Genomic DNA, 13,699 nt, shown 5'->3' with positions numbered 1-13,699 from the left:
ATGGGTGTTTAACGAAATCCATGTGTGAAGTTGATCACAAATTTAAACGCTGGTAGGGTAAAAAGGTCATTAACTGCCCAATTCAGGCGTCAACTGGTTTGGTTGTACAATTCTTAATCGGAACGTGTAAGTAAACCCGCTACGCTTGTTACAGAGATTGCACCCTGCAATTCCCGCTTCCCTTTTGCGGGCGCCACGTCATTTGCCTGACGTGTGCGGAAATGGGCTTACTCTGCGAGGAAAGCTATGCTGAAAAGGAAAAAAGTAAAACCGATTACCCTTCGTGACGTCACTATTATTGATGACGGTAAACTGCGCAAAGCCATTACCGCAGCATCGCTGGGTAATGCAATGGAATGGTTCGATTTTGGTGTTTATGGTTTTGTTGCCTACGCATTAGGTAAGGTCTTTTTCCCGGGGGCTGACCCCAGCGTGCAGATGGTTGCTGCACTTGCCACCTTCTCCGTTCCCTTTCTGATTCGACCGCTTGGCGGGCTCTTCTTCGGTATGTTGGGCGATAAATATGGTCGCCAGAAGATCCTTGCGATCACCATTGTGATTATGTCGATCAGTACGTTCTGTATTGGCTTAATACCGTCCTACGCCTCTATTGGTATTTGGGCACCGATTCTGTTGTTGATCTGTAAGATGGCGCAAGGATTCTCGGTGGGGGGCGAATATACCGGGGCGTCGATATTTGTTGCGGAATACTCCCCTGACCGTAAACGCGGCTTTATGGGCAGTTGGCTGGATTTCGGTTCTATTGCCGGGTTTGTGCTGGGTGCGGGCGTGGTGGTGTTAATTTCGACCATCGTCGGTGAAGAAAACTTCCTCGACTGGGGCTGGCGTATTCCGTTCTTTATCGCTCTGCCTTTAGGGATTATCGGGCTTTACTTGCGCCATGCGCTGGAAGAGACGCCAGCTTTCCAGCAACATGTTGAGAAACTGGAGCAGGGCGACCGGGAAGGTTTGCAGGATGGTCCGAAAGTCTCGTTTAAAGAGATTGCCACCAAACACTGGCGCAGTCTGTTGACGTGTATTGGCCTGGTGATTGCCACCAACGTCACTTACTACATGCTGCTGACCTATATGCCGAGTTATTTGTCGCATAACCTGCACTACTCCGAAGACCACGGAGTGCTGATTATTATCGCCATTATGATTGGTATGTTGTTTGTGCAACCGGTGATGGGGCTGCTTAGTGACCGTTTTGGCCGTCGTCCGTTTGTGATCCTCGGCAGTGTTGCGCTGTTTGCGCTGGCGATCCCGGCGTTCATCCTGATTAACAGTAATATCATCGGCCTGATTTTCGCCGGGTTGTTGATGCTGGCAGTGATCCTTAACTGCTTTACGGGTGTTATGGCCTCAACGCTGCCAGCGATGTTCCCGACGCATATCCGTTACAGTGCACTGGCGGCGGCATTTAATATTTCGGTGCTGATTGCTGGTCTGACGCCAACACTGGCGGCCTGGCTGGTCGAAAGCTCGCAGAATCTGATGATGCCCGCCTATTATCTGATGGTCGTGGCGGTGGTTGGTTTAATCACCGGCGTAACCATGAAAGAGACGGCGAATCAGCCATTGAAAGGTGCGACGCCAGCGGCGTCAGATTTACAGGAAGCGAAGGAAATTCTTGTCGAGCATTACGATAATATTGAGCAAAAAATCGAGGATATTGACCACGAGATTGCCGATTTGCAGGCGAAACGTTCTCGCCTGGTGCAGCAACATCCGCGTATTGATGAGTAATCTGAAATGGATGGCCTGATGCGACGCTGTCTTATCAGGCCTACAACCGAACTCTTAAGGTTCACTTAATCTCTGGCGCGCATACTCTCCTCCAGGTTAACGGAGGAGAGTGCAATGAAAAACCGTATTTATGAACGTTTAACTACCGTGTTCAGCGTGCTGGTAGTCAGCAGCTTTCTCTATATCTGGTTTGCCACGTACTGATCTTTCTTCAGCCGTACCCAGGCACGCGTGCCGGAGGTTTCTTCCCGGTTTTGCAGGAAAAACTGCCCGTGATGCAACTGCGTGATGCGGCTGACAATACTTAATCCCAGACCAATTCCGCCATAACGGCTGTCCATTCGTACAAACGCTTTGCTTAACTCCCCGCATTTACTCTCATCAATACCTGGCCCTTCATCTTCAACCGCCATTACCGCACCGCCATCTTCTTGCAGCTTAATCATAATGTTGCTGCCTTGTGGGCTGTAACGATGGGCGTTTTCTACCAGGTTTCGCAATAACATCCGCAGCAGGGTTGCATCACCCTGAACGGTGATGTCGGCGGCGCTTTCTGGCAACAGCAAGGTTTGCTGACGCTGATCGAGCATGGTACTTAACTCGTCATACGAGGGCAGAATCACATCTTCCAGCAGTTTTACATGCTGATAATTACCGGATGAAAATGACTGACCCGCACGCGCCAGTTGTAACAACTGGGAGACGCTCTCCATCATCTGATCAAGCCGCGCCACTAACGGCGCTACATCAATGTGATGCGTTTTCGCCAGCAACTCCAGATGCAAACGTACCCCCGCCAGCGGCGTTCGCAGTTCGTGAGCGACGTCAGCGGTAAACAAGCGTTCGTTATCCAGCGTGCTGGTCAGGCGAGATACCAGATCGTTCAAAGCCGAAACCACCGATTCGATTTCGAGGGTGGCACTGTGAATGGCAATGGGCGTTAAGTTGTCGGCGGTGCGCGCTTCCAGCTCTTTTTGCAACTCCGCCAGCGGACGGGTGATGCGCCGTACCGCTTGATAGCAGATAAATAGCGCCAGGCTGACCATAAACACGCCGGGGACAATCAGGCTGGCGACCGCCTCGCGGATCTCACGCATGATGTGGCGATCGTTGTTGCGATTGTCGCGTAACGCCTGCTCAAATAGCTGAATCTGCTCGGTACTTTCATGCCATAGCCAGAAGACGCTGATCAGCTCAAACACCAGCAAAATGGCCCCGATGGTCAATATTAGCCGCTGGCGTAGCGATATTGGACGACGCAGAAAACGAATCAGATTCAATTAGTTCTCCTCATTTATGACCAGCATATAGCCAAAACCGCGTACGGTACGGATGCGCGACTTACCCACTTTATCGCGCAGGTTGTGGATATGCACTTCCAGGGTGTTAGTCGAGGGTTCGTTGTCCCAGTTATAGATGTCGTTGTAGAGAATTTCCCGATGCACGGGGCTGCCTGCCTTGAGCATCAACCGTGACAGCAGAGCATATTCTTTCGGCGTCAGAATCAGTTCTTCACCGCCCATCCATACCTGACGGCGGCCCATATTCAGCGTCAGGTTGCCAACAATCAACTCGCTTTCGCCCTGATTATTATGGCGTCGCAGCAGGGCGCGAATGCGGGCGTGTAACTCTTCCAGCGCAAAAGGCTTCACCAGATAGTCGTCAGCCCCGACATCCAGCCCAGCGATTTTGTCGGTCAGAGTGTCGCGGGCGGTGAGGATCAGCACCGGCAGGGTGTATTTTTTCTGCCGGATGCGGGCGAGAAAATGCAGTCCATCTTCGTCGGGTAACCCTAAATCCAGTACCACCAGGCTGTAATGACCGGCTTCAAGGCTTTGTTCCGCCATCCGTGCGGTCGTGACGCCGTCGCAGGCGTAGCCTTCCGTTTGCGCCGCCAGAATCAATCCCTGCAATAACAGTGTATCGTCTTCAACAATTAGAATTTTCATTCAGTCGTTCTCCTGCAAGTTTGCAGAATATCATCCGCAGCCTGGTAATACTTCGTCTCAACACCGGTTAATCCCAACAGCGTTGAGAATAAATTGTCTTGTGAATAGTGCTGCGTTTGCGCCTGTTTTTGCAGGCAATTCTGGTCAACCTGATACCGCTTTTGATAATCCTCCGACATCCACAGCAGCATTGGCACCTGTTTTTGGCTATCCGGGGCGATGGCATAAGGCAGGCCGTGCAGATAGATGCCATTTTCACCTAACGATTCACCGTGATCAGAAAGATAAACCAGGCTGGTGGTAAATTTATCCTGATGTTCTTTCAGCAGATTAATCGCTTTATCAACAATATAGTCGACGTAGACCAGCGTGTTGTCGTAAGTGTTCACCAGTTGTTCTTTCGTGCAGGTTTGGATCTCGTTGGTGTCGCAAGTAGGGGTAAATTTCCTGAACTGCGGCGGATAACGGTTGTAATAGGTCGGGCCGTGGCTGCCGATGGTGTGTAATACAATCACGCCATCTCCCAGCAGGTTATTGATGTACTCTTCCAGCCCGTGGAACAGCACTTCGTCATAGCATTCGCCGTTGATGCACTGACCAGGCAAGTTCAGCGCAGTGACGTTCTGGTGAGGCACGCGGTCGCAGACGCCTTTGCAGCCGCCATCGTTGTCATTCCAAAGCACGTTGATACCCGCCCGCTGAATGATATCCAGCACGCCTTCCTGGTGTTGTGCCAGCTCTTCTTTGTAATGCTCGCGCGGCATATCCGAGAACATGCACGGTACAGAAACAGCCGTTGCTGTGCCGCAAGACGCAGTATTTGGGAAATAGACCACGTTATCTTTCGCCAGCCGCGGGTTAGTTTCACGCGGGTAGCCGTTGAGCGAGAAGTTTTCCGCCCGTGAAGTTTCACCGACGATCAAAATGGTCAGGTTTTTCCGATCTCCATTTTGCATTAACGGGTTGCGGCGAGCATCCTCACCAATGCGTACCAGCGGCAGATTCGCCAGTCGTTGATGAGAATACCATGACCAGCTGGCAACAATGCTGTTAGAGGGGCTTAAGGATTTCACCAGCTCTTTGTTGTTGCGAAACAGCGAGGCGTAGTCTTTATAAAACAGTGCGGCGACCAGCACAATCAGCAGTATAGAAATCAGGATGCTGGCTCCGCGGAAAAGAACACTGCGCAGGCGCGAGGTGGCAGGTTTGATTTTTATCCAGCAGGCAATCAGCGCGGCAAGTACGCCGCTTAACCCTAGCGTTAATAACATCCGCGGCGTCATCAACGCATAACTTTCCGCCGCTGTGGTATCCATAATATTGGCAATCATTGAACGGTCGATGACGATGCCATAAGTCATGATGAAATATTGCGCTGATGCGCCGACAAGAATAAACAGACATGCCAGCGGGCGATTAAGCCATAAGAAAGAGCTTAGTGTCAGGACAATATTAATCACGCTGAAGGCGACGACCGGCATCGACAAGAAAACCAGCACGTTATGCAGTGAATCCAGCGGTAACGCCTGTAAGACCTGTTTAAAAAAGGCAATATTCAGGCAGATAGAGATATAAAAAGAGGCCAGCAATAGCCAGGCGAGTAAATTCAAAGAGGGTCTTTTTAGAAGGCGCTTCAACATCACGGTGTTTCCATCGAACAAAGTGCGCATATGTTCGCAAAGCAAAGTTAAGCCAACCTTAAGTTCTTAAGGTTGGCTTATGCGTTTGCTGGATTAAGAGAGGCTTAATCTTTACTGGTCGGTGCATCTAAAGGATAGGGGTTTTTATGCATCCGGTTGTAGTTCAGCGTGTACATGGCTGTGATCACCATCAGAGTGACGAATGACCACATGACCTCTTTTGCGCCAGAACCGACCACCGCCCAGATACAGTAAAGGAAGGCGATAGTCGTGATGGTCACATACGCCGGACGCGTTTTGCCAAAGTGACCGTGACCTAAAAGCAGTAAAGCGGCACAGGTGTAAAGATAAGGCACGAGGGTAAAGATTACCGATACGGAGGACACCAGACCAAACTCTTTGGTGGCGTTTGGCGAGATGCTGCTGAACTGGAAGATAGTCATCAGAATACCAACGATAATCAACCCGGCAACCGGAGTACCCGCTTTGTTAACGCGGGCAAAAATGGGGGGGAACAGGCCGTCATCGGCAGCCGCTTTCGCCGTTTGCCCGGCCAGTAGTGTCCAGCCGCCCAGCGAGCCTAAGCAACCTGCCGCTGCGCAGAAGGAGACAATGGCCCCAGCGGTATCACCCAGCGCCATCCGCGCTGCATCGCCAAAAGGTGAGGCGGAAACGCGCAGCGCGGCATTAGGGATCATCCCCATAATTGCCGTGGTCGAGAGTACATAGCAGACGGCGGCAATCAACACCCCGCCAATGGTGGCGATAGGCACGTTGCGTTTCGGGTTTTTCACTACGCCCGCCGCAACGGAAGCACTTTCTACCCCGATAAACGACCACAACGTGACGTTTAAGGTACTTTGAATCGCACCGAAAGTACCCTGACCACTCACGTTCCAGGCTGCCATATACGTTTCACTGTGGAACCAGAACCAGCCGAATACTGCAATCCCGACAATGGGGATCAGCGCCAGCACAGTGGCGACAGCCTGCACGCGGGTGATCATTTTTGGACCGACGATATTAAGTAGAACGAAGATCCACAGCACCACCACACAGGTGATGGTTAATACCAACGGATCTTTGAGGATAGGGAAGAAGTAGCTTAAATACCCCACGCCAATGACCACCATGGCAATATTGCCGATCCAGCAGGCCAGCCAGTAGAGAACGTTTGTTTGATACCCGAGGAAAGGGCCAAAGCAGCGGCGCGCGTAGGCATATGAACCGCCAGGGCTGGGATCAAGGAAAGACATTTTGGCGTAGACCATCGACAAAGCCAGCGCACCGATAATCGTCACCAACCAACCATATATGGCTATCCCGCCTGTCGAGGCCAGGTTTGCAGGTAACAGAAAAACACCTGACCCCATAATATTCCCCGACACCATCAGGGTGACGGGGATTAAGCCCACTTTGTGAGCGTCAGCATCCGAAGACATAATTAAACTCCTGCGAAGGCGAGCTTCGTGACAATAAATTACGTCATATCATACGCCTACACTCGCGCGTTGAATTATCCTCAACCGGGTTATCGCTGATGCTGTTATTAATATAGCTCTTCGTTCAGGTTATAAATCAGGCGACAGAACGTTCTCTGTGCTGGCTAACATAATGGAGAGGCGTCATACCATAGAAGTCTTTAAATACAGATATAAAATAGGAAGTGCTGTTGTAGCCGCAGGATTGTGATACCTGTGAGATATTTTTGCCGTCCATCATTAATTCATTTACGGCATAACGCATACGGCAGGTGGTGATTATTTGGCTATAACTGGTGTTTTCACTTTTCAGTTTTTTCTTTAACAGGCTGGGGCTTAGACATAAACAGCTTGCTACCATACTAAGATTCCAGTCTTTATGAATATCGCTTTCAATTATTTGATAAACGCTATCACTTACACAATTACGTAACATATACATCATAAGAGAAAGGAATTTTTTACTGTCGAGAAAGCGTGATAGCACAGTGAATAATAATGCACGAGTGCGTTCTTTTTCTGACTCTGTTTCAGCGGGCATCATGCTATGTTGAGCAGCGACGCGAAAGAGGTCCAGTGTCAGGCATGGTAAGGCCAGAACTGGGGTGGCGCTTCGTTGCCAGACGGGTATTTTTGAGAGATCTTTATTCAGAAAACGGAGGTAATCTTTGATGATGTTATGACTAATATGCGCAACCAAAGTGTTATTAAGTGAGGAGACATCAATAATATTATTTTCACAACTTAATAACGCCATGTGGTTAGCCTTCAGGCTTATAGGTTCTTTCCCATTCACCCTTAACCAGACATCTTTTTCAGTCAATAAAACAATACAAGGTTGGTCGCTGCAAATCCTCATACATGTACTCCTGAATGCAAATAAAAGACCCGTTTTCGCCAGGAAGAGCGATACGGGGAAATGGTTATATAATTGTATGACGAATCAAAACATGCATAAAAATAACGTGTTTTACTAATATTACAAATTTTTATAGTAATTTCTCATGTACAAAAAATTTTACATGCTGAAAAAGTGTAAATAACAGGCAAAAAAAAGCGCGGGGTGGGGCCGCGCAAAAAGTATGACATTTTTGTTTGCAGCAATTTTTATGAAAACGTTGCCATACTCAAAAGGCCTCAGGCCAGGCGGCGTAATGTTATTTAAACAATTACGCCTTCAGCGGAATAGTGGTTACGCTTTCACACACATCACGTGGTAAATACCGTCAATAATTTCGGTACCTTCAGTTTCGTGTTCGAAACCAGGGAAATGATGATCCCAGGATTGTAGTGAGCGTAAATAGCTTACCTGCGGACTGTTTTTATCGCCGAAGTTTTCGCCAGAGAGCAGCATTGGGATTCCTGGCGGATACGGGATGACAGAGTTCGCCGCAATACGTCCCGGCAGGTTTTCAATGGATACCAGTTCGACGTTGTTATCGACAATCGCGTTGTAGGCTTCACGCGGGGTGATTTCAGCCACCGGCAGGCCAGAATAGGCTTCGTTCAACCGTGCGCCTGGGTTGTTTTCTTTCAGCCAGGCAAACATTTTGTCACCCAGATCGTGAATACCCATATTCGCGTAAGTGTCAGGATATTGTTCAGCAAGTTCCGGCATCACCTGCGCCAGGGGGGTATTAGCATCGTAGTGGCGTTTGAAAGAGCAAAGTGTGTTAACCAGAGTTCCCCATTTCCCACGGGTTACGCCCATAGAGAACAGGAACATAATCTGGAAGTCAGTGGTGCGGGTTGGCACAATGCCGTGACGACCAAGCCAGGCGGTGACCAGTGCGGCAGGTACGCCAGTCTCTTCCAGTTCGCCGTCTTCTCCCATCCCCGGTGCGAGGATGCTGACTTTAATCGGGTCGAGCATGCTCCAGTTGTCCGGGATATCTTTAAAGCCGTGCCAGCTTTCGCCTGGGTGCATTACCCAGCAGTCCTGAACGGTGGTCAGCAGTTTGCTCGGCGCATCGGCAAAGTCATAGGTTTTACCAGTTTCCGGGTCGGTAACCACTTCTTTATTCCACGGTTTAAAGAACCAGTTTCCTTCGTCGGTAAATTCTTTATACAACCGCGCCATTGCCTGACGGAAATCGACCGCTTCGTCGATTACTTCCTGCGTCAGCGACAGGCCGCTGTTGCCGTCCATCATCGATACTGCCACATCGTTTGATGCGCAGATGGCATACAACGGGGAAGTGGTGGCATGCATCATGTATGCCTGATTAAAGCGGGAGAAGTTAATCGCTCCACGACCTTCACGCACATGAATGTAAGACGCCTGCGACAGCGCATTCAGCAGTTTGTGAGTGGAGTGGGTAGCAAAAACGGTTGGGCCGTTATGATCGCCCGGTTCACCGCGCATGGCATAGTGATCGGCATAGATCGGATTAAAGCGCGCATAGCCGTACCAGGCTTCGTCGAAGTGCAGACGATCGGAGGTTTTTTCTAACAGATCCTGCGCTTCTTTGGCGTTGTAGCATACGCCGTCGTAGGTGCAGTTGGTTACCACGCAGTAAGAGGGTTTTTGCCCAACTTTATCTTTGGTCAGCGGGCTTTCGCTGATTTTCTTCTGTAAAGTTTCAGGCTGCATTTCCTGCGGGTAGATTGGCCCGATAATGCCGTAGCGGTTGCGGCTTGGCACCATGTAGACCGGTTTCGCGCCAGTCAGCATTAAGCCTTGTTCGATGGATTTGTGGCAGTTACGGTCAACGACCACCACATCGTTATCGGTCATGCAAGCCTGCATGATAGTGCGGTTAGAGCCGGAAGTCCCAACGACGACCGACCAGGAGCGATCGGCACCAAATACGCGCGCGGCATATTTTTCGCTTTCGCCAAATGCGCCAGTATGGTCGAGTAAAGAACCGAGGGAAGTTCTTTCGATGCCCATGTCGGTACGGAACAGATTTTCACCATAATAGTCATGGTAGAAACGCCCGGCTGGCGTTTTGGTGAAGCCAACGCCGCCCTGGTGGCCCGGTGCGGCCCAGGAATACTCGTGGATGTCGCTATATTTCATCAGCGCGCTGAACAGTGGCGGCAACAGTTGCTGACGATAGCGGGTCATCGCGGCAACGGCGCGTCCGGCGATAAAGTCGGCGGTATCTTCCAGAATCCAGGCGAATTCATCGACAAGCTCCAGCAGGTCGCGATCTATTGCGGCGAGGGCTTTTTCCCGATCGCCCAACAGGAAGACCGGCACATTTTGCTGGCGTTCGTGAAGCTTACCGATCAATTCTCTGACGTTTTGATGTTCGTCCGGATGTTCCATTTGATAGCTGAACATCAGACAATCAATGGCCTCATTTGAAGAGAGAATGGCAAAGCCGTCATCAAATGAGGTTGATTTAATGACAGTGACATTTTGCTGGCTTAAGGCATTCGCCAGACGCTCAACGGCGTTACCGACCCAGGTGTCCTGATGGAGAAACTCGCTTTCAACAATTAATACTTTCATCATTGCTTACCCGGTTATGAAGGAATCTTCGTTGCGGGCAAGTATCTTCTGGGTATTTCAGGCTGTAAAGCGAGTAAAAAAACAGTCGCTTTTGTTTTTTTATTTTTATAAACAAACAATTACATTGATTTCTAAAGTTGTTTTCACTGCTTATTATCGACAGCTAAACTATTTTTTTGGCTGATACTGATATCATCTTTATCCGGGAAGTGTCTGGCGGTGTTGTTGGCTAAGTTTGCGGTATTTTTGCGGCGACATGCCGACATATTTGCCGAACGTACTGTAAAAGCGACTGCTCGAACGAAAGCCTGCTGTCAGGGCAATATCGAGAATACTTTTATCGGTATCGCTCAGTAATGCGCGAACGTGGTTGATGCGCATCGCCGTAATGTACTGTTTCATCGTCAATTGCATGACCCGCTGGAAGATCCCCATCGCATAGTTGGCGTTAAGTTTGACGTGCTCGGCCACGTCGTTGATGGTTAGCGCTTGATCATAGTTTTCTGCAATAAAGCCCAACATCTGGCTGACATAAAACTGTGCATGACGCGAGACGCTGTTTTTGTGCGTACGCGAGGTTTTATTGACCAGAACCGGCTCCCAGCCAGAGAGGCTAAATCGCTTGAGCATCAGGCCAATTTCATCAATAGCGAGTTGGCGAATTTGCTCGTTTGGGCTGTTGAGCTCCTGCTGCCAGCGACGCACTTCAAACGGACTAAGCTGCTGTGACGCCAGTGATTTGATCACCATACCGTGAGTGACGTGGTTTATAAGGTCTTTATCCAGCGGCCAGGAGAGAAACAGATGCATCGGCAGATTAAAAATTGCCATGCTCTGACAGGTTCCGGTATCTGTTAGCTGATGTGGCGTACAGGCCCAGAACAGCGTGATATGCCCCTGGTTGATCTTCACTTTTTCATTGTTGATCAGGTATTCCACATCGCCATCGAAAGGCACATTCACTTCGACCTGACCATGCCAGTGGCTGGTGGGCATGATATGCGGTGCGCGAAACTCAATCTCCATTCGCTGATATTCTGAATACAGTGATAGCGGGCTGCGGGTCTGCTTTTCATCGCTGCTACACATAAAGTTATCAGTATTCATGGATGGCTCTCTTTCCTGGATTATCAGAATTATGACATGAGTGGGGGAGGATGACTGCGAATGGGAGCACGGTTTTCACCCTCTTCCCAGAGGGACGCGGGGAGCGTCCAAGGATAAGGAGGCCGAAATCTCTGCTTTTCAGCTAATTTATTTCCATAAACTCAGATTTACTGATACTTCACTCAGGATCTGAGTTTATGGGAATACTCGACGGGGAAGCCGGAAGTTTTCTGCGGTATCGCCTGCCATGATGAAGTTATTCAAGCAAGCCAGGAGATCTCCATGATGTCTGCACCCAAAATTACATTTATCGGCGCTGGTTCGACAATTTTCGTTAAAAATATTCTTGGTGATGTGTTTCACCGTGAGGCACTGAAAACGGCGCATATCGCTCTGATGGACATCGATCCCACACGGCTGGAAGAGTCGCACATCGTGGTGCGCAAGCTGATGGATTCAGCAGGAGCCAGCGGCAAAATCACCTGTCATAGCGAACAGAAAGAAGCCTTACAGGGCGCCGATTTTGTGGTGGTGGCGTTTCAGATTGGCGGTTATGAACCCTGCACAGTGACTGATTTTGAGGTCTGTAAGCGCCACGGTCTGGAACAAACCATTGCCGATACGCTGGGGCCTGGCGGCATTATGCGTGCGCTACGTACCATTCCGCACTTGTGGCAGATTTGCGAGGACATGACGGAAGTTTGCCCCGATGCCACCATGCTCAATTACGTTAACCCGATGGCGATGAATACCTGGGCGATGTATGCCCGCTATCCGCATATCAAACAGGTGGGGCTGTGCCATTCGGTGCAGGGAACGGCGGAAGAGCTGGCCCGCGACCTGAATATCGATCCGTCCACGCTGCGTTATCGTTGCGCTGGTATCAACCATATGGCGTTCTACCTGGAGCTGGAGCGCAAAACCGCAGACGGCAGTTACGTGAATCTCTACCCGGAACTGCTGGCAGCGTATGACGCAGGCCAGGCACCGAAACCGAATATTCATGGCAATACTCGTTGCCAGAATATTGTGCGCTATGAAATGTTCAAAAAGCTGGGCTACTTCGTCACGGAGTCGTCAGAACATTTTGCCGAATATACGCCGTGGTTTATTAAGCCAGGTCGCGAGGATTTGATTGAGCGTTATAAAGTGCCGCTGGATGAGTACCCGAAACGCTGTGTTGAACAGTTGGCGAACTGGCATAAAGAGCTGGAGGAGTATAAGAACGCCTCCCGGATTGATATTAAACCGTCGCGGGAATATGCCAGCACGATTATGAACGCTATCTGGACCGGTGAGCCGAGTGTGATTTACGGCAACGTCCGTAACGATGGTTTGATTGATAACCTGCCACAAGGATGCTGTGTGGAAGTGGCCTGTCTGGTTGACGCCAATGGTATTCAGCCAACCAAAGTTGGTGCACTGCCTTCGCATCTGGCTGCCCTGATGCAAACCAACATCAACGTACAGACGCTGCTGACCGAAGCCATTCTCACCGAAAATCGTGACCGTGTTTACCACGCCGCAATGATGGACCCGCACACCGCCGCCGTGCTGGGCATTGACGAAATTTATGCCCTGGTTGACGACCTGATTACCGCTCACGGCGACTGGCTACCTGGCTGGTTGCACCGCTAAGGTGTAATCGCTTCCGGCGCTCTGGTGATTAAGCCATAGCGCCGTAACTGGCGGCAGTGAAGACGAGCGAGCAATATCACTGTCGTTAATGCGCCAAGCAACGCACAGAACATATCGGATTGCGTGTCCCACTGGTCGCCCTGGGTGCCGAGAAAATCATCCGCCCCCTGGCCCATCGCCAGCGCCGCCCACCACTCGATCAACTCATACATGGCGCTTATTGCCAGCGCTACGCAGCAGACCAGGAACGCCACCATTTTCCGTCCACGAACGTACATTCCGCGCACGAGAATTTCTCGTGCCACCAGTGCAGGCACCAGCCCCTGGAAAAAATGCCCCAGCTTGTCATACGGATTACGGCTCAACCCTAACCATTCCTGCACCTCAAAACCGATGGGAACTTTCGCGTAGGTGTACTGCCCGCCGACCATCAGGATGATGGCGTGAAAGAAAATGAGCGTATAGAGCAGCGGCGTTAACGGGTAACGTCTGGCGGTGGCAAGCAGTAGCGGCACGACAATAATCACCGGTGTCACTTCCATCAACCAGGTGAGTTTGTCATGGGCCGAAATGCCGGTATAAATCAGGATTAACGTTAGCGCCAGTGCGCCGGTGTTAAGAATTAACGGCTTGAGTGTGCGGGTCATGGTGAGTTCGCAAGTCAGGGAAAATACT

General features: G+C 50.3%; 11 protein-coding genes. 3 read left to right on the top strand and 8 right to left on the bottom strand.

From position 1 onward, the window contains the following. Positions 1-246: 246 nt before the first annotated feature. Entirely contained in the window at positions 247-1,749 is a 1,503-nt protein-coding gene (proP, locus tag FEK43_RS06290; protein WP_130205905.1) for a glycine betaine/L-proline transporter ProP, read from the top strand. A 114-nt stretch (positions 1,750-1,863) separates the two neighbouring features. Next, positions 1,864-1,953 (top strand): LpxT activity modulator PmrR, encoded by a 90-nt coding sequence (gene pmrR, locus FEK43_RS06285; protein WP_074399408.1) that lies wholly within the window; start codon positions 1,864-1,866, stop codon positions 1,951-1,953. Here pmrR and pmrB read toward each other — a convergent pair. From pmrB to melR, 7 genes are all read right to left on the bottom strand, one after another. Continuing rightward, positions 1,929-3,029, bottom strand: coding sequence for a two-component system sensor histidine kinase PmrB (gene pmrB / locus FEK43_RS06280; RefSeq protein ID WP_138158463.1), 1,101 nt, complete (start codon positions 3,027-3,029; stop codon positions 1,929-1,931). The two genes, pmrR and pmrB, sit on opposite strands and share 25 nt — an antisense overlap. Beyond that, positions 3,030-3,698 carry a two-component system response regulator BasR gene (gene basR / locus FEK43_RS06275; RefSeq protein ID WP_135408694.1) on the bottom strand — a complete coding sequence of 223 codons (669 nt, stop codon included), beginning with the start codon at positions 3,696-3,698 and terminating at the stop codon, positions 3,030-3,032. Next, on the bottom strand, positions 3,695-5,338 hold the full coding sequence (gene eptA, locus FEK43_RS06270; protein ID WP_135408696.1) for a phosphoethanolamine transferase EptA: 1,644 nt from the start codon (positions 5,336-5,338) through the stop codon (positions 3,695-3,697). Before eptA ends, basR begins: the two co-directional genes overlap by 4 nt. A 104-nt stretch (positions 5,339-5,442) precedes the next feature. Next, complete coding sequence (gene adiC, locus FEK43_RS06265) at positions 5,443-6,780, bottom strand: arginine/agmatine antiporter (RefSeq protein WP_130259497.1); 1,338 nt, start codon at positions 6,778-6,780, stop codon at positions 5,443-5,445. 136 nt (positions 6,781-6,916) lie between these two features. Further along, entirely contained in the window at positions 6,917-7,678 is a 762-nt protein-coding gene (gene adiY, locus FEK43_RS06260; protein WP_130221796.1) for a DNA-binding transcriptional activator AdiY, read from the bottom strand. A 333-nt stretch (positions 7,679-8,011) separates the two neighbouring features. After that, a complete protein-coding gene (adiA, locus tag FEK43_RS06255) occupies positions 8,012-10,279 on the bottom strand; it encodes an arginine decarboxylase (RefSeq protein ID WP_135408864.1) in 2,268 nt (755 codons plus the stop codon). Positions 10,280-10,477: 198 nt separating this feature from the next. Further along, entirely contained in the window at positions 10,478-11,386 is a 909-nt protein-coding gene (gene melR, locus FEK43_RS06250) for a transcriptional regulator MelR (RefSeq protein WP_130205915.1), read from the bottom strand. A 282-nt stretch (positions 11,387-11,668) separates the two neighbouring features. Here melR and melA point away from each other — a divergent pair, with 282 nt between their 5' ends. After that, on the top strand, positions 11,669-13,024 hold the full coding sequence (melA, locus tag FEK43_RS06245) for an alpha-galactosidase (protein WP_130205917.1): 1,356 nt from the start codon (positions 11,669-11,671) through the stop codon (positions 13,022-13,024). On the opposite strand, the gene FEK43_RS06240 is transcribed toward melA, so the two are convergent. Next, a complete protein-coding gene (locus tag FEK43_RS06240; protein ID WP_131161354.1) occupies positions 13,021-13,671 on the bottom strand; it encodes a DUF2238 domain-containing protein in 651 nt (216 codons plus the stop codon). The genes melA and FEK43_RS06240 overlap by 4 nt on opposite strands. Positions 13,672-13,699 lie beyond the last annotated feature (28 nt).

Origin of the sequence: Escherichia sp. E2562 (assembly GCF_005781075.1) — a bacterium.
Classification (GTDB): Bacteria; Pseudomonadota; Gammaproteobacteria; order Enterobacterales; family Enterobacteriaceae; genus Escherichia.
Note: the sequence above shows the minus strand (reverse complement) of the source record. Positions and strands in the feature narration are given on the sequence as shown.